Raw genomic sequence first — 17397 nt, 5'->3', positions numbered from 1 at the left:
TCAATGATGAGATGGCGACCGATTCCCACAATCTGGATCAGAACTCTACGGGTAGCCCGACGCCTGTGCTGCGGACCTCAAGTGTCCACCTCGAATCTGTGGTCGCCTCTAGCGTAGTAGCAACTATCGAAGTGCCAGTCGTGCAGAACTCCGTCTCGCAAGCCCGCTGCGCCGAACATGTCCATGCGGTCGCCCGTAGGGTCGCCATGCCGCCAGCTGATTTTTTCGCCGAGCATCCAGGTCCACCATGTGAGCCCGCGTTCAGTGAGAGCGGCCTCGAGTGTCTCGGCGTGAACAAAGAGGGCTGTCGGGGAACCCCATTCCACCCCGTCGGTGCCGAACATCACTACTCGGTTGTTCTGGCTCCAACTGTAAGCGCGCTCGACAGCACCAAGGTCGAGTCGGTCGCAGTCATCTCCCAAAGTGGCGTCGATTGGCGTTGGCCCTGCAGCCAGTAATCGGAGCAGAAGGGGTGACGGCAGGAGGCCTCGCGGCAGGTTCTTGGCTGACATGTCTACATCGGCATTGGCTGCGTAGCCAAGGGTGGTCAGAGCTATTGGGTGCGCAGGAAAGTCGCGTTCCGTTGGCGTTATCCAACCATCGGTCGCTGCATACTCGTCCGGGTCGTAACCCTCAGGAGGATTGCCCAGTTCCCCCGCATCGGAACGCTCTGAGAAGAGCTGAACAATCCACTCCGTCCACGGCTCCCCGTGCGGGTACTGTCGGTAGTGGCCGAGCCCATAGTCGGGAGGAGTGGGCATCCAGAGCCCCATCCAGTTCTTTCCGGCGCTCCACTCGCGGATGTCCTCCACGCTGGTACTGGACACCAAGTAAGACTGGCTCCGGACCCACATATCACGCCGATGAGGACCTGCCTCGTAAGCGGCACCGGGGGTGTTTTTCTGCCACTCAGTGTGCGACTCCAACACAATCCACTCATCTCCGCTCGGATCGCGCGCCGACAGCAGACGCCGAGGGACTGGCAGGTCTGACTTGGTTTGTAGCCACTCGCTGTCTGATTCGTTAGCTTGGTGCAAAGGCGACTTGAAGCCATGGAGCCACCAAGCTCCTACATGGTCAGTCATCCGAGCCCGTGCCAGGAGCCGCGCGCTCGCCGACTCGCTTCCCGGCGAGTCACCGCGGAGTGTAATCGTGGGGTCAATGTCATAGACGTGAGACAACTGCCAGATGGATGCGTAGGCCTCCTCGCTGTCGTTCCAACGACGGACCGCGCAATGTTGCCCCAGGACCGCAAGGAGTTCGTAGAAGGCGATCCAGCTGTACTTCTTCCCGATACGTTCGACCTTGTCTTGGGCTTGCCCCGCCCAGCGCTCGTGGGTTGCGGATGTATCAGGTCCACCCTGGTTGGCGGGCGTCCAGCCCAGTTCGAGAGCACGCGCGATGACATGGCGCTCAAGCAGCTCGGTTGAAACCCGGACCGGTTCGTTGGTCACGTAATCCTGTCGCGCACGACTTGCGCGAAAGAACAGGTCCGGTTGCGCGGTTCGCAGCTGCTCTGACGGGGGACCTTCCCCAGGGAAGACGGTGTCACCTCGAACTCGTCGGAAGGTTTCAAGCGACGGCCGGCGCTCTGGCGTAGTGAGAATCCGGTCAATTTCGTGGGCCGTCTGCTCCGTTGCCGAGGCCAGCTCCTGTATAGCGCGTTGGTAGCGCGCTTTTGCGTTCGCCTTCCGCCGCCGCAGGAGCTTAGCCTGTTCCGGGGGGACGAAGTCGCGGGCGATTCCCCTCTTGAGGACGTACTCCCGAAAGTTGTACATCACCGGAGAACTTGGTAGGTAACGGTCACTGCCGTCACCAAACAGTTGGCGTAATTCAGCATTGGACGGTGGACTCAGCGGCCATGCAGCGCGGGCCTCCGCATGGGGGGCAAGATCGACCTCGGGCAGTCGTCGCCGGGTTTCGTAAGTGAGTTGCTGGGCGTAGTGCGTGATTAACGCATGAGGTGGATGGTCGGAAGCTGATGCCATCCGGATCGCCGCTTCGTGGGTTTTGAGGAGAAGCGTCGCGACCGAGGGCGAAAGATGACTAGTTCGGACTCTGGTGGCGTGTCCGAGGGCAACAGCCATGAGACGCTCACGAATGTAGGGATCGTTGACATCGGCGAAGTCCACAAGCAGTTGCGGCAACGTCTCGGGACAGTGGTCAACAACTTCGACGAGGACCTTGGTCGCGGAGTCTCGTAGCCGTCGACTGGTGCAGCTGAGGAGCCACGCTAGGAGACGACCCACGAGTCGGGCGCCCGTCGCGTCCAGTTGATGGCAGCTTCCCCACAACCAATCAATGGTGCGGGCGAGCGGGTTGTCGTCGTTTTGCCAGATCCAAGCAACTGCCTGCGACCACGCCATGTCGCGCTCGATCAGCGTCCAACTCGCGAGTCGTGGATGGAGGAAGTCCACGTTCAGCGGATGGTCCGGCACGCAGGCAAGACTGAGGAGTGCTGCAAGCCAAGCGTCGTTGTCGATGAACCCCGTCTGAACGTGCTCCCGGACGAGTGTGATGGTGCGGGTGCTGATCGTTGAGGAGGCGCGCCAGGTCAGGCTGTCTAGCAGTGCATTGGCTAACTGTCGATGGCAGGAGTCGAACCAGCCCTGATCGGAAACGAGATCCATGAGTTCGCGGCCTCGTGAATCGGGGACGAGCGCGCTTAAAGATTCGATGAGTCCGGACGCCCGCCACGCTTGGTCTGTAAGCAGAGTAGCGATCGCCTGAACCAATGCCTGGTCATCTACGTTCTGGGCGAGGATTGTCTGGGCACGCAGATGGTCGGACATCCGCTGGTAGGTGAATCGAATTTGGTCAGAGTGCGGTGGATCGGCGGGACTTTTCGCGGGGTGCGAGGCTCTTTCGCGAAGCAGTATCCCCTCTCTCTCAAGAACGGCTATCAGGCTGCGACTGGCTTGACCATGGTCGTCGTGCACTGTCCTGCAGGCCGCTCTGGCATCGTCGTAGGAGATCGCCTCCGAGTCTGAGCTAAGCATGCGCTCCGCAAGCTGCCTAACGGCTCTATGTACCACTCGGTCGTGGCTGTCGCGATCAAGAGAAACCGACGCAGTCGCGTTGACGGCGTCAAGCAATCCGTCGAAGACCCAATTTTGGCCGAGGGCAGTCGTTGGGAAGCTCGTGAGTCCCCGGTTCTCGGCTGATCGGCACACTGACCTAATAAGCAGCGGATTGCTGAACTCGGGATGCAATATGGGAACGTTGCTTACTTGCAGGCCATAATAGTCGGCGTACAAATGGATAGCTTCGGCCTCGTGCCCCGCGAGTCCGCGGTGCACCGAACGAACTACTTTATCCTGAACAGAGTCCGTTATCAGGGCGGACTCATAAGTGTCTCGCACTGAGACTAAGACCGCGACCAGCGGATACTGTCCGATCTCATTCAGGAACCCGCCGAGTCGGTCCGCCCAGAGGTCTGCGCCGGGCCCTTCGTTGATCGCGTCGATAGCGAGCAATGCGCGGCCCTGGCCGGCAACTTGAGCCGCGACTTGAAGTGAACTAAGCAGTTCGCTCCACGGTGCGTTGAACTGGAGGAAGTGACCGAGCTCCGCACCTAACGAAGTGTTTACCGAGAGCTGTTGCCCGAGAATGAGGGCTGTTGGCGCGCCGGCTGCGAGTCTCTCGCGGGCGACGTCCGCTATTGAGTGGCTCTTGCCGCAACCGGCGGGGCCGACGAGCGCAACGGCCGCTTGTGATGCCGCTGACGCGGTCTGACTCCCCAGGAAGCCGATCGCGGTCGAGAGGGCGGACCTGGCTCGAGCGAGGGCCATGTGCACATCGGCCTGAGCCGGAGTAGAGCCTCGAGTCGTGAATTGGTCTGAGTCGTTGGAGGTACGGCCTGTCTGCGCTGCATCAGAATTGAGTTTGATCTTTTCGTTTGTGTCTCGCTTCGAGGAGAGTTCGTCGTGAGCGCGTTTATCCATCGCTACGGCGTCAAGACAGCGCTTAAGCGACTGTCTTGTCGCCTCTAGGCGAGAGGGGTCGTGATGGTCCAGTGCCATGCCGCAAGCCCTGATGGCTGCACCGAGATCCGGTAGCACCGCGCTAACGGCCGAGACATCGCCAGCTTGCCTGAGGGGTGAAACGACCGGCCGGGGACCAAGTGGATCGTCGTCGGCCAGGAAGTCCGGCGCCAGCACGATTCCTTCGGCGACGCCGCAGTCCGCCGACGGGGCCGGGCCAGTCTCGTAGGCCGCCCGGCTGTAGCTCCTTAGTGCATGCTCGGCTTCTGTCGCGCTTTTCTCGGCCAGAGAGAGCACGCGACCAACCTCATCAATGAAGCGATCGTCTAGGCAGAGTCCCTCAACAAGCGAGGGAAAGTCCGTTTTCACGTTCAAGGCGGGGTCGTAGCGATGTCCGAGATCGGTTATGGCCCTCGAGACCTGAGCCGCCATGGCTTCTGGGCTGAGAATTGTGGTGTCAAAGAAGTATCGTGCCGTGCCCGCTTGATCTGGGCGGAGCAACGCCGTGAGCACCTCTGAATGCCCATGGAACTCGAACGCAACTTCGGCTCCCTCATCGGCTGCGGTCCGCGCCCATTTGGCAGATTGCTCCGCCCATTTCTTCATCGCGCTCGCACCAACAGCGCCATCGGGTCGATCCTCGGGTAGAACGAAGATGTACCGTGACAGGCCGGGCGTATTTTTTAGCGCGTCTTCAAAACTTGACTTCATTTGCTGGAATGTTGTGGTGCGAAAGTCGAAGAGGTATTTTGCCTGCCAGGCCCAAGTACCTACGCCGCGTCCGGATGGCGCCGGGCAGCTGAACTCAACCCCGCCGTCGGGAGTGGCGCGCCGGATCAGTCTTGTGCCCGCAGGTAGCTGGTCGAGCTCGGGAGCGAGGATGTAGGCGAGTTCTTCCCAGGCGCGATGCTGCGAACCCTCATGCGCCCGGATCCTCCGGAAATCTATGTCATGCACGATCGTCTTGTGCTTCCTTGCCTCGGCCGCGACCCAACTGATCTGAACGTACTCGACTCTGCCGCCAAAGGATCCACTTACATGCCGCAAGACGTGACGTGATTCTGGCGGTGGTGTTGCAGCGCTATGACCGTGTGGGATCGTTCGACACCCGTGTCTGAGCCCCCGGGCAGAATCCCGATGGTAAGCACCCATCCCAGGTGGAACGGACTTGAAGAGCCTGTGACACCCCGCTGAGTCTTCCAGGCGCTTCCGCCCGGTCTCGCCGAGCGAAGGATGGTACGCAGTGGGGGGGGTGATCGTGGTCGGTAGTTTGCCAGCGACGCGGCACGATCTTCAGCTTCTAGCTGCCACCAAGAGCATCCGCATCCACCGCCCTCTTCTGCACGGCGAGCTGTGTCAAGCGCGTTCCCTCATGCGCCCCGCGCTCCACGGTCGAGGCGTCCTCCACCACGAGGATCTGGTCGGCGCTTCGGATCTTGGAGGCGGTGAGAGATCACCATCGTCGTCTGTCCCTCGAGTGCCTCGCTGAGCGCCGCCTGCACAGCGGCCTCCGAAGTCGAGTCGAGCGTGGCGGTCGCCTCATCGAGGATCATGACGCGGGGCTGAGCGAGCAGGAGCCTGGCGATGGTCATGCGCTGACGCTCACTGCCCGAGAGGTGTGGTAGTCGCGCTCGCCCAACATGCTGTTCAGCTAATCGATCAGGAGCGGATGACGGGTATGCCGATGTCTCGCGACGAGGTTTGAGTCTGGCCCGCAGGACACGGTCAGTTAGACAGAACTTCCCCGATGAGAAGTGATCGATTGGGGACCCTCCACCTCTGAATGTCGTGCGCCTCGGTCGACCTCTGCTTCGCGTGCAACCTCGCAGGCACTGTAGCGATAGTCGGCACATGAGCGATTGCCGCCACGGATCGCGGAGGCTCGTCAGCGCGCTCGCCCGTGTCGTGTTTTCTGTGCGTAGTATCCGACTCCACCTCACCCAGTGTCGGTGGGTCGAGCCAAGCGTGACGCGCCCTAGTTCTTCGGGAACCGCGCGCGCAGTGCGTCCATGCCCTGTTGAGCGCTTCGCCGCACCTCGATCTCGGGATCCTTCAGTAGCGGGCGCAGGCGATCCACTTCTTCGAGCGCGCCTACGGCTCCCAAAGACCTCGCGGCTGCCGATCGCACTCGAGCCACGCTGTCGCCGAGCAGCCCGGCCAGTTCGGATACTGCTGTGAGCTCGCGCGCCGCGACAACCCTTGCTCCCATTTCACGGACGCGCCAAGCCGGGTTCCCGAGCGTGCCGATCACCGCTGGCGCCGCCGACTCATCCCATACATACAGCAACGCGCGGGTGCCCCAGAGCTCGGGCCAGTAGAGCACGGGCGCACCATCGAGGATTCCCTGCGCGTGATCGCCGCCAACAAAGAGCAGAAGGTCGTCGCCTTCGTCATGCCCCTTGATGAGGCCGAGTGCTCGCTCAACAAACTCGGACTGGCCGTATCGCTCGACGGCAGCCGCCAGCCGCTGCTCGAGCGGGAGGTCGACAGGAACGGGCGCAGGAACTGAAGAGGGCATGTCAGGCATCACCTCACCCTACGCCGACCGTGCTGTGGGCAGGTGCGCGAGCGGCACCTGCCCGTTGCGAACTCAACCGTTGGCATCCGCATCCGCGGCCAACTTCTTCTGCACGGCGAACTGCGTCCGGTGCAGTTCCTCGTACCGTCCAGCCGCGGCGAGCAGCTCCTCGTGCGTGCCGCGCTCCACGATCGAGCCGTCCTCGACCACGAGGATCATGTCCGCGCTACGGATCGTGGACAGGCGGTGGGCGATCACCATCGCCGTTCGCCCCTCGAGCGCCTCGCTGAGCGCCGCCTGCACGGCCGCCTCCGACGTCGAGTCAAGCGCTGCCGTCGCCTCATCGAGGATGACAACCCGCGGCTGGGCCAGCAGTAGCCTCGCGATCGTCATCCGCTGACGCTCACCGCCCGACAGCCGGTAGCCGCGCTCGCCCACCATGGTGTCCAGCTGGTCAGGCAGCGACCGGATGAGCGGCTCGAGCCGTGCACGGCGCACCGCATCCCACACCTCGTCGTCAGACGCCTCCGGCCTCGCGAGCTTCAGGTTGGAGAGGATCGTCTCGTGGAACAGGTGGCCGTCCTGCGTCACCATGCCAAGCGTGTGCCGCATCGAAGCGAACGTGACGTCGCGAACGTCCGTCCCCGCGAGGCGCACAGCGCCGCTGTCGACGTCGTAGAGGCGCGACAGGAGCTGCGCGATCGTCGACTTGCCGGCACCCGACGTGCCCACGAGGGCAACGGTCTGCCCCGGCTCGATCCGGAAGGACACACCGTGCAGCACCTCCTCGCCGCCGCGCGTATCCAGCGTCGACACCTCCTCGAGGGAGGCGAGCGACACCTTGTCCGCAGACGGGTAGCCGAAGTGCACGTCGTCGAACTCGACAGACACCGGGCCCTCAGGAACGGAAACCGCGTCCGGCTTTTCCTTGATGAGCGGCTCGAGATCCAGCACCTCGAAGACGCGCTCGAAGCTGACCACCGCGCTCATGATCTCGACTCGCGCGTTCGCGAGGCTCGTGAGCGGCGCGTAGAGGCGGGTCAGGAGCAGCGCGAGGGTGACCACGTCACCGGTCTCCAGCTGGCCGCCAAGCGCGAGGGCGCCGCCGAGTCCGTACACGAGCGCGAGGGCGAGCGCCGAGACGAGCATCAGCGCGGTGAAGAAGACGAACTGCAGCATTGCGGTACGGACCCCGATGTCGCGGACACGGGCCGCCCGGACGCGGAACTCCTCGGCCTCCTCGTCGGGCCGACCGAACAGCTTGACGAGCGTCGCGCCGGGCGCCGAGAAGCGCTCCGTCATCTGCGTGCTCATGGCCGAGTTGTGATCGGCGGCCTCGCGGCGCAGCGCGGCCAGGCGACTGCCCATGCGCCGCGCGGGGATCAGGAAGATGGGCAGCATGATGACGGCGAGCACCGTCACGAGCCAGGACGTGCTGAGCATGACGATGAGCGTCAGGATGAGCGCCACCAGGTTCGTGACCACGCCCGACAGTGTGCCGCTGAAGGCCTGCTGAGCACCGATCACATCGTTGTTGAGGCGGCTCACGAGGGCGCCCGTCCTCGTGCGGGTGAAGAACGCGATCGGCATCTTCTGCACATGGTTGAAGACGGCGGTGCGGAGGTCGAGGATTACGCCTTCGCCGATCCTCGCCGAGTACCAGCGCGTCACGAGCGAGACGCCCGCGTCGGCGACGGCGACGATGGCGATGAGGACGGCGAGCCACACGATCGTGCTGAGCGCGCCCTTGGCGACGATGACGTCGACCACCTGGCCGGCCAGGACTGGCGTCGCGACCGCGAGGAACGCACCCACGATCGAGAGGGCGATGAAAAGCACCAGCTTCGACCGGTAGGGCACCGCGAACGTCAGGATGCGCCGCACCGACTCACGCGAGAAGCCGTGCTTCCCATCCCTCGCGGACGAGATCTTGTAGAGCGAACTCCAGGCCGCGCCTTCCATGCTCATAGCGGTTCCTTCCCCTAGGCAGGAGGCTCAGCCTAGATCGCGGTTTGCCCGCGTTTGCCGTTGTCCGCCAGGGGCGAAGGACGTTCGATGTAGGTAATCCACACCTGCTTGGAGTCGGCCTCGACAGATGCGTCTAAGGCGAGTCGCTGCTCGGGACGCGCGGGAAATCGGGGAGAAGGAGTGCTCGGCGAGGTCTCCGTTCCACGCCGCCTGCACGGAGACCCACTCGGCGATCGCGACGCCGCCGACGGTCAGGCGCGATGCATCGCGACCGCTCGAACCGGGGACCCGTCGAGGCCCGTGAACGGCAGCGGCAGCGCCGAGATCCAGGGGTCGCGCGCTGGGTCGACGGCCGACAGGTTCGTCAGGTTCTCGATGATGACGCCGCCGGCGCCCAGAAAGACCTCGTGGAACGGCAGCTCGGCAGACTCGGCAGTCGGGTCCGTGCGGTCCGGACTGAGGGTGTCGACACCGACGACCGTCACGCCCGCAGCACGCAGCCGCTCGGCGATCGCGACGTCGAGGTAGGGATGCTCGAGGTAGTCCGGCTGCCCGAACCGCGCTGACCAGTCCGTTCTGAAGACGACGATCGCGCCAGGCTGCACCGCATCGAGCTGCGAGGCGACCTCGGCGAGCGCGATCCGACGCGAGGGAGCCGCAATTGCCGTCACGTCGACGAGGTGCAGCGGCGCGACGAGCCGAGCGAGGTCGAGGCTGTCGACGGTGTCTCCGCCGGCGATCGAATGCGAGGGTGCATCCAGGTGCGTGCCCGCGTGCGTGCCGAGCTGAAGACCATGGACGACGACCCCGTGCTCGGCCAGCGAGGTGGCGGGCGCGATCCGCACCTCCGGGTCGCCGGGGTAGATCTGCATCCCAGAGGCGAGCGGATGCGTGAGGTCGACGAGCTTCCGATGCGGTTGCGACATGGGGCCACCTTAGGCACCGACGGCCGTCCCGCGAGGCGCTGCGCCTTCCGCGGCCGGCACGGGTTGCGTGCGCGTGGGAGGCTTGGCGCATGGACTTGGAGGTGTCGCGCTCGCTCACGATTCCGGCCGCGGAGCTCGGCTGGCGATTCTCGCGATCCTCAGGGCCGGGCGGGCAGCACGTCAACACCACCGATAGTCGCGTCGAACTCTCCTGGAACATCACCGAATCCCTGGTGCTCACCGACGACCGGCGCCGGATGCTCCTGGATCGACTCGAGAAGCGCCTCGTCGACGGGGTGCTCACGGTCACGTCCTCTGAACGGCGCTCGCAGCTCCGCAACCGCGAGGCGGCGCTCGAGAAGCTCGCGAACCTCGTGCGCGAAGGCCTCGCCCCGCCCGGACCGAAGCGTCGGGCGACGAAGCCCACGAAGGGGTCACAGCGGCGGAGACTCGAGTCGAAGGGCCAGCGCTCAGCCACCAAAGCGCAGCGCCGGCGCCCTGCCGCCGACTAAGACGGCGCGCGCAGCTTGGGGTCGTCCGGGCGAATCGCCCCTCAAGAACCGAAACTTGTTCGATTGTTCCCTGGACGAGACTCGGGCAGCGGGTGTTTCCTTGGTGCAGAGCGGCAGCCGCAACGCGGCAGTCGCAAGCATCATCGCCGTGCGACACCTGCAAGGCAGCGCACGCCAAGTCCAAGGGAGCACTTGAATGTCGACCACACCCACACACGACGCGGTGCTCGACGCCGCCGACGCCATCATCGACGCGTTCCGCGCCACGGACACCGAGGCGTACTTCGCCGGGTTCGCGCCCGACGCGTCGTTCATCTTCCACCCGGAGCCCGCGCGGCTCGACTCGCGCGCCGAGTACGAAGCGCTCTGGGCGGGCTGGATCGCGGGCGGCTGGCGGGTCACCTCCTGCGCATCCACCGACCGCCTCGTGCAGGTCTTCCCGGGCGGCGCGGTCTTCAGCCACACGGTTGCGACCAGCATCGACTCGGCCGACGGCCCCGACTCGTACCTCGAGCGGGAGAGCATCGTCTTCACGGTCGGCGACGACGGATCCCTCCTCGCGATCCACGAGCACCTGTCCGCGCCGACGACGGACACGGAGGCCACCTCATGACCGGCCCGAAGACCATGGCCCTGAACCTCGACGGCCAGGACGACTCGGCCGGCCCCGTCCGCGGCACCCAGTCGCTCATCCGCATCGCCCTCATCTGGCTCGCCGCGAACCTCGTCGTCACGACGCTCCTCACCGGCACGCTCTTCGTTCCCGGCGTCTCGTTCGGCACGGCGACCGGCATGATCGTGCTCGGCACGCTCCTCGGCGTCGTCGTGCTGGTGCTCATCGGCAACATGGGCACCCGCACCGGCCTGCCGACGATGGCCCTGACGCGCGGTGCGTTCGGCATCCGCGGCAGCCTCGTGCCGGCGGCCTCCAACCTCATCGTCCTGATGGGGTGGAGCTGGGTGCAGGCGATGCTCGCCGGCGTCACCGTCGACTACCTCGTGTACGAGGCGACGGGCTTCTCCAACCCGATGCTGTTCTCCGCCATCTGCCAGGGCATCGTCGTCGTGCTCGCCATCTTCGGCCACACGGGCATCTCGCGCGTCGAGCCGTGGCTGGCGCTCGTGATCCTGGTGGTCATGGGCTTCGTGTTCGCGGCCGCGTTCGGCGCGTTCAGCCCCGGTGACTTCGCGGCGATGCCCGTGGATGCGGAGCTCGGCGGCACCGCGTTCATCACCCTCGACCTGGTCATCGCGACCGCGATCTCGTGGACCGTCCTCTCCGCCGACATGAACCGGCACGCGAAGAACAGCGTCGCCGGGGTCGTTGGCTCAGGAGTCGGCTACACGCTCTCGACCACGATCGCCATGTTCCTCGGCCTCGTCGCGTTCAGCGTCGTGCTCCTGCGCGGTGGCGAGGCGATCGCGTTCGACCCGACCGTGATCGTCGCCGAGTTCGGCTGGCCGCTCGGCATCGCCATCTTCCTGTCGGTGATGGCGACCAACACCATGGTCGTCTTCGGCATGGTCACCTCCGTCATCAACGCGCAGTCGAAGTGGCACCTGCGCTTCCTGCCGACCGCGATCATCCTCGGCATCATCTCGATCATCGGCTCGACGTTCCTCGGCCTGCTGAACCAGTTCACCGACTTCCTCTTCATCATCAGCGCGTTCTTCGTGCCCGTGTTCGCGATCATGATCGCCGACTACTACCTGCTCAAGCGCCGCAGCTACTCGCGGCAGATCCTGCAGGAGCGGCGCGAGAGCCGCTACTGGTACCTCGGCGGCATCAACTGGGTGGCCGTGGTCGTATGGATCGTCGGGGCAGCCCTCTCCTACGTGCTCGCGTACGTCGTGCCGAGCCCCATCGGCGCGAACATCCCGGCCTTCGCGGTGAGCTTCGCGCTCTACCTCGGCCTCACCTGGGCGCTGCGCGGCGTGAAGCCGCTCGCGCTCGCCGATCCGCGCGACGCCATCAAGGCGGGGCACCTGCTCGACGAGGAGGAAGAGGCGGGGGAGCCGACGCGGGAGCGCTGACCCTACCCCCGCAGGTGTGGGTCGTCCGTCGGGTGGAGTGCTGCTCGGCTCAGCCGACCACCCCGCCCGCGGACTGTCCGCGCTACGAGAACGCCGTGCGAACGAGGTCGCTGATCTTCCCCAGCGTCGCGTCGTCGATCTCCTCGAGGAACCAAGCGGAGGGGCGCAACGTGCTGTCCGGCTCTCGCTCGACCCGGGCCTTTTCCGAGATGCCGAACGACATGACCCCGTCGTCAAGACGGAAGAACACGAGCACCGGCGCACTGCGACCCGTTGCGTACCCCGGCATGCCGTACCAGATGCGCGGCTTCAGCTTCGGTCCGGCCCCGAGGATCGCGTCGTGCAGCTTCGTGCCGATGTCGGCGTACTGCTTCGGCCAGGAGGCGATCTTCTCGAGGACTTCCTGCAGGTCCTTCGTCGCCTTGTCTGTCTTCGTTGTGGACACGAGGTCCCACCCTTCTCTCGCACCGCGTCGGCGGCATGGTGATCACAACCAACCCCGGGTGGGGCAGGTTGCGCAATCTCCACCGCGGACGTGCCTTGATCGAAACCAGGTCTCTCCACGGATGTGTCAGACGAGCACTTCGTCATCGACTGCGCGAGGGCACGGAGCGTGCCGACGATCAGGGTAGCAAGACGCCTTGCGAACGAGGAAGCGGCTGAGCGGGCCAGCGATGGCGAGTCATCGCCGCAGCCGCGGGTCGTCGTTCGGGTCGGCGTACGGCTCCGCGCATCCGTTGGTGGATGCGGCGGCCTGGTATTCGAAGTGCCACGGCTCGTTGAGGTAGGTCAGGCAGAGGCCGTAGCTGGCGCCGTTGGCAGCGAGCCAGTCGGATGCGCCGTTCCCTTCCACGTCAACGGCGTCGCCCGACACGTGGAGCGACGTCTCGGGCGACGCGACCCACCGCGAGGCCTCCTCCTCCGACCCGTACTCGGCGACCGCATCCTGCAGCAGCTGCGCCTGGAGCTCGGCGGAGCGCCACCCGCTGTTCACCATGACGGAGACGCCCGCGGACTGGGCGTCGCGCGTCGCGGCCTGCAGGGCGTCACGCAACTCGGGAGACAGCTTGCCGATGCCCGCGTACTCGGTGTCAAAGGCGGTCGTGCCGAACTGGAGGCGCCCGTCTGGGTTCTCGGAGCCGTCTGTCTCCGAGACAGGTGAGTCGCCGGTCTCGACAGGCCCGAGGTCTGAGGGTTCCGCGAGCACCGTGTCCTGCACCGGCAGCTCGGTGTGCGACGCCGTCGTCTCACCGAGCTGCGCCGAGAACAGCGCGACTCCGAGGCCTGCGAGGGCGACGAGGGATGCGCCGCCGAGCAGCAGTCGCACGCCTCGCTTGCGAGGTGGCTGGTCGTCGTCGGTGCGCTGGTGGCGGGTCGGGCTGGTGAGCGTCATACGACAAGTCCACGTGCGCGCTCGTTGCCGGGGTGTTGCCTCTTTCGCATACGCCGGCAATATGCCGCGGCTCGTATCATCGGCACATGCGTGTGCTGCTGGTGGAGGACGAGCCCTACATGGCGGAGGCGATCCGCGACGGGCTGCGCCTCGAGGCGATCGCCGCCGACATCGCCGGCGACGGGCACGCGGCGCTCGAGCTGCTCAGCGTCAACGACTACGACGTCGCCGTCCTCGACCGCGACATCCCTGGCCCCTCCGGCGACGAGGTCGCCAAGCGCATCGTCGCGTCGAACAGCGGCGTGCTCATCCTCATGCTCACGGCCGCCGACCGCCTCGATGACAAGGCGTCCGGCTTCGAGCTCGGCGCCGACGACTACCTCACGAAGCCCTTCGAGCTGCAGGAGCTCGTGCTGCGTCTCCGCGCCCTCAACCGTCGCCGCGCGCACAGCCGCCCGCCCATCCACGAGATCGCTGGCCTGAAGCTCGACCCGTTCCGCCGCGAGGTGTACCGAGACGGACGCTACGTCGCGCTGACGCGCAAGCAGTTCGCGGTGCTCGAGGTGCTCATGAGCGCGGGCGGAGGAGTGATCAGCGCCGAGGAGCTGCTCGAGAAGGCGTGGGATGAGAACGCCGACCCGTTCACGAACGCCGTCCGCATCACCGTCTCCGCCCTGCGCAAGCGCCTCGGGGAGCCGTGGCTCATCGTGACCGTGCCCGGTGTCGGCTACCGCATCGACGCCGAAGCGAACTCGGTGCTCGACGAAGACGACCAGCGGTGACCAGGCAGCGCGGGCTCAGCGTGCGCCTCAAGCTCGCCCTGAGCTACGCCGGCTTCCTCATGATCGCCGGCGCGCTGCTGCTCGCCGTCGTCTACGCCTTCCTGCTCCGCTACGTGCCCGCCGAGGCGATGGCCAGCGAGTGGACGTTCTTCCCCGGCCGCACCGACCTCGTGCGCGCGTTCGTTCCCGCCGCGGCGTGGGCACTGCTGTTCCTGCTCGTCTTCGCGCTCGTCGGCGGCTGGTTCCTCGCCGGGCGGATGCTCGCCCCGCTCACCCGCATCACCTCCGCGACGCGGGCCGCCGCGGCCGGATCGCTGTCGCACCGCATCCGCCTCTACGGGAAGAGCGACGAGTTCACCGAGCTGGCCGACAGCTTCGACGCGATGCTCGCGCAGCTCGAGGCGCACGTCGCCCAGCAGCAGCGGTTCGCCGCGAACGCCTCGCACGAGCTGCGCACGCCGCTCGCCATCTCGCAGACGCTCCTCGACGTGGCCCGCAAGGACCCGGACCATGACCACGACGAGGTCCTCGGGCGCCTGCATTCGGTGAACGCCCGCGCTATCGAGCTGACCGAGGCGCTGCTGGTGCTGAGCCGCACCGAGCACGGCACCTTCGCGACCGAGCGCGTCGACCTCTCGCTTGTCGCCGAGGAGGCCGCCGAGACGCTGCTGCCGCTCGCCGAGAAGCGCGGCGTCGCCATCGAGACGGCGGGGGAGGCCGCGACCACGATCGGCTCGCCCGCGCTCATCTCGCTGCTCACCACGAACCTGCTGCACAACGCGATCGTGCACAACCTGGCGCAGGGCGGCTCGGTCACCCTCACGACGAGTCCGGCGACGGATGCGGCAGTCCTCGTCGTCGAGAACACCGGCAGCCCGATCGGCGATGACCTGCTCGCCACGCTGACGGAGCCGTTCCAGCGAGGCGAGCAGCGTGCGCGCAGCGACCACGCCGGCGTCGGGCTTGGGCTGGCGATCGTCAAGAGCGTCGTCAAGGCGCACGGCGGGTCCATGCGGCTCGCGGCGCGAGACGGCGGCGGGCTGCGGGTGGCCGTGCGGCTGCCGCTCGCCACCGATGCCGCGGCGGGCGCACCGGCGGGCGGCAACGCCTAGCTGAACGCCGAGCGCCGCACGCTCGGCGCGACGACCGCGGCACCGATCAGCGCGCCGACCGTGTTCGCGATGATGTCGCTCGTGTCGAAGCTGCCGACGGCAAGCGCGAACTGGGTGGTCTCCATGGCGAGGCTCGCGAACCCGGCCGCGAAGAACGTCTTCGGGCCGGGCGACCGACGCCACAGGTAGCCCGTGCAGAGGCCGAACGGGATGAAGACGGCGACGTTCGCGAGCACCTCGAGCGGCAGGCTCGCCGCGTACCCCTCACTCGCGACGAACGGGACGAGCTTGAGCGCCCGCATCTCACCCCATCCGACGAACGGGGCCTCGAGCTTCCACACGATGAGCCACGTGAGCATCACCAGGTACGCGAGGAAGAGCACGGCCACGAGGAAGCGCGGCGCGCGAGACGGGCGACGGGCCCGCGGCTGGCGCTGGGCGCTGACGAACGCCCCGGTCGTCGGGAGTTCGAGGGTCTGGTCTGCGCGGCTGTAGCTCATGGCTACAGCCTCTCGAGGGGCGTGTTGCGGGAGCGTATGCGGGTTTCGATACGCGGACGATACCCGGCGGGTGGGCGGATTCCACAGGCGACGGGCCGCGCTCGCCATTCGTGAGAGACTTCCGGCTTGTGACTTCCGCAAGCGCATCCGAGAACAGCAACCCGCATGAGGCCGCGCGCGAACCGCAAGCCGTCGCCGGTCAGAAGAGCGACGCGCACCACCTGCAGCGTTCGCTGACGCCTCGGCAGCTCGCGATGATGGGCCTCGGCGGGGCGATCGGCGCCGGCCTCTTCGTCGGTTCCGGGCAGGCGATCGCGGTCGCCGGACCCGCCGTCATCGTGTCGTACGCGGTCGCGGGCCTCCTCGTCATCCTCGTGCTGTTCATGCTCGCCGAGATGGCCGCCGCCGACCCGCAGAGCGGTGCCTTCTCCGTGTACGCCGCGAAGGCGTTCGGCGCGACCGCGGGGGCGACGCTCGGCTGGTTCTACTGGATGCAGCTCGTCATCGTCATCGCCGCCGAGGCCACGGGAGCCGCCGCGATCGTGGCCGCCTGGACGCCCGGCATCCCGCAGGGCGTCTGGGCGCTCGCCTTCATGGTGGCGTTCACTCTCATCAACCTCCTCGGCGTGCGCCGCTACGGCTCCTTCGAGTTCTGGTTCGCGGTGCTCAAGGTCGCCGCCATCATCGGCTTCCTCGCCCTCGGCGCCGCGCTCCTCTTCGGGCTCATCCCCGACGTGCCCTCGCCCGGCCTGTCCAACCTCGTCGCGCACGACGGCTTCGCGCCGACCGGCATCCTCGGAATCTCCGCAGCGCTCCTCATCGTCATGTTCAGCTTCGGCGGCACCGAGCTCACCGCGATCGCCGCCGCCGAGACCCGCGACCCCGCCACGAGCATCCGCCGCGCCGTGCGCAGCGTGCTCTGGCGCATCCTGCTCTTCTACATCGGCTCCGTGTTCGTGATCGTCGCCGCCCTGCCGTGGATGGACCCGGCCGTCGTCGCCGGCCCGTTCGCCGCCGTGCTCGCCCTCACGAACATCCCCGGCGTGGACCTCATCATGTCGGCCATCATCGTCATCGCCCTGCTCTCGGCACTCAACGCGAACCTCTACGGCGCCTCCCGCATGGTCTACTCGCTGTCTGAGCGCCGCTTCGCGCCCCGCGGCATGCAGCGCCTCGCCCGCAACGGCACGCCCACCGTCGCCGTGCTCGTCTCCGTCGGGGTCGGCTTCCTCACCGTCATCTTCAACTTCCTCGCGCCCGACGCCGTCCTGCCGACCCTCCTCAACATCGTCGGCTCGACCCTCATCGTGCTGTGGGCGACCGTCACCGCCTCCCAGCTCGTGCTGCGGCGGCGAGCGGATGCGCGCGGCGAGACCCTCACAGCCCGCATGCCCGGCTTCCCCTGGCTGAGCATCCTGGCGGCCGTGATCCTCGTCGTCATCGTCGTGCTGACCATGCTGAACGAGGGCTCTCGGGAGCAGCTGCTCGCGACGCTGGGCATGACCGCGGTCATCGCCGTCGCCTGCGCGCTCACCAACCGGCACCTGCGCAGGCAGGGCGTCGACCCCGTGCAGCTGCTGCGCGGAGAGGTGAACGAAGGGGCTGCAGGAACTGAGGCGCCCGGATCTGGCAACGCACAGAAGAAGTAAGTGAACCTCGTTTCTGCACT

13 protein-coding genes and 1 pseudogene are annotated in these 17397 nt (G+C 66.4%); 6 read left to right on the top strand and 8 right to left on the bottom strand.

Features of this window, described 5'->3' with window-relative positions; translation table 11 throughout:
- Window positions 1-77: 77 nt before the first annotated feature.
- The 5 genes and pseudogenes from HDC34_RS11810 to HDC34_RS11790 form a co-directional block, all read right to left on the bottom strand.
- The gene (locus tag HDC34_RS11810) at window positions 78-4940 is read right to left on the bottom strand and encodes a hypothetical protein (protein WP_179556978.1); all 4863 of its coding nucleotides are present in this window, start codon (window positions 4938-4940) and stop codon (window positions 78-80) included.
- A gap of 343 nt (window positions 4941-5283) precedes the next feature.
- Window positions 5284-5634: pseudogene (locus HDC34_RS11805) on the bottom strand (ATP-binding cassette domain-containing protein); the annotation flags it as partial.
- A 324-nt stretch (window positions 5635-5958) separates the two neighbouring features.
- Window positions 5959-6510, bottom strand: a complete 552-nt coding sequence (locus HDC34_RS11800) for a HEAT repeat domain-containing protein (RefSeq protein ID WP_179556977.1) — start codon at window positions 6508-6510, stop codon at window positions 5959-5961.
- 63 nt (window positions 6511-6573) lie between these two features.
- On the bottom strand, window positions 6574-8469 hold the full coding sequence (locus tag HDC34_RS11795) for an ABC transporter ATP-binding protein (RefSeq protein WP_179556976.1): 1896 nt from the start codon (window positions 8467-8469) through the stop codon (window positions 6574-6576).
- 251 nt (window positions 8470-8720) lie between these two features.
- Complete coding sequence (locus HDC34_RS11790; RefSeq protein ID WP_179556975.1) at window positions 8721-9395, bottom strand: cyclase family protein; 675 nt, start codon at window positions 9393-9395, stop codon at window positions 8721-8723.
- 89 nt (window positions 9396-9484) lie between these two features.
- Here HDC34_RS11790 and arfB point away from each other — a divergent pair, with 89 nt between their 5' ends.
- From arfB to HDC34_RS11775, 3 genes are all read left to right on the top strand, one after another.
- Window positions 9485-9907, top strand: a complete 423-nt coding sequence (arfB, locus tag HDC34_RS11785) for an alternative ribosome rescue aminoacyl-tRNA hydrolase ArfB (protein WP_179556974.1) — start codon at window positions 9485-9487, stop codon at window positions 9905-9907.
- Window positions 9908-10103: 196 nt separating this feature from the next.
- Window positions 10104-10520 carry a nuclear transport factor 2 family protein gene (locus tag HDC34_RS11780; RefSeq protein ID WP_179556973.1) on the top strand — a complete coding sequence of 139 codons (417 nt, stop codon included), beginning with the start codon at window positions 10104-10106 and terminating at the stop codon, window positions 10518-10520.
- Entirely contained in the window at window positions 10517-11941 is a 1425-nt protein-coding gene (locus tag HDC34_RS11775; RefSeq protein ID WP_179556972.1) for a cytosine permease, read from the top strand. The genes HDC34_RS11780 and HDC34_RS11775 overlap by 4 nt, the downstream gene beginning before the upstream one ends.
- Before the next feature lie 82 nt (window positions 11942-12023).
- On the opposite strand, the gene HDC34_RS11770 is transcribed toward HDC34_RS11775, so the two are convergent.
- Window positions 12024-12386 carry a DUF1801 domain-containing protein gene (locus tag HDC34_RS11770; protein ID WP_179556971.1) on the bottom strand — a complete coding sequence of 121 codons (363 nt, stop codon included), beginning with the start codon at window positions 12384-12386 and terminating at the stop codon, window positions 12024-12026.
- A 237-nt stretch (window positions 12387-12623) separates the two neighbouring features.
- Window positions 12624-13334 (bottom strand): M15 family metallopeptidase, encoded by a 711-nt coding sequence (locus HDC34_RS11765; RefSeq protein ID WP_179556970.1) that lies wholly within the window; start codon window positions 13332-13334, stop codon window positions 12624-12626.
- An 86-nt stretch (window positions 13335-13420) separates the two neighbouring features.
- On the opposite strand from HDC34_RS11765, the gene HDC34_RS11760 reads away from it, so the two are divergent.
- Window positions 13421-14116: a response regulator transcription factor gene (locus HDC34_RS11760; protein WP_179556969.1), complete on the top strand. Its 696-nt coding sequence runs from the start codon at window positions 13421-13423 to the stop codon at window positions 14114-14116.
- Complete coding sequence (locus HDC34_RS11755) at window positions 14113-15228, top strand: HAMP domain-containing sensor histidine kinase (RefSeq protein ID WP_308807321.1); 1116 nt, start codon at window positions 14113-14115, stop codon at window positions 15226-15228. The genes HDC34_RS11760 and HDC34_RS11755 overlap by 4 nt, the downstream gene beginning before the upstream one ends.
- Here HDC34_RS11755 and HDC34_RS11750 read toward each other — a convergent pair.
- On the bottom strand, window positions 15225-15728 hold the full coding sequence (locus tag HDC34_RS11750) for a VanZ family protein (RefSeq protein ID WP_179556968.1): 504 nt from the start codon (window positions 15726-15728) through the stop codon (window positions 15225-15227). The genes HDC34_RS11755 and HDC34_RS11750 overlap by 4 nt on opposite strands.
- A gap of 128 nt (window positions 15729-15856) precedes the next feature.
- Here HDC34_RS11750 and HDC34_RS11745 point away from each other — a divergent pair, with 128 nt between their 5' ends.
- Window positions 15857-17377: an amino acid permease gene (locus HDC34_RS11745; RefSeq protein WP_308807320.1), complete on the top strand. Its 1521-nt coding sequence runs from the start codon at window positions 15857-15859 to the stop codon at window positions 17375-17377.
- The last annotated feature ends 20 nt before the right edge of the window (window positions 17378-17397 follow it).

Origin of the sequence: Pseudoclavibacter sp. JAI123, from assembly GCF_013409665.1 — a bacterium.
Taxonomy (GTDB): Bacteria; Actinomycetota; Actinomycetes; order Actinomycetales; family Microbacteriaceae; genus Pseudoclavibacter.
This window is presented reverse-complemented; position numbering and strand designations above follow the sequence as displayed.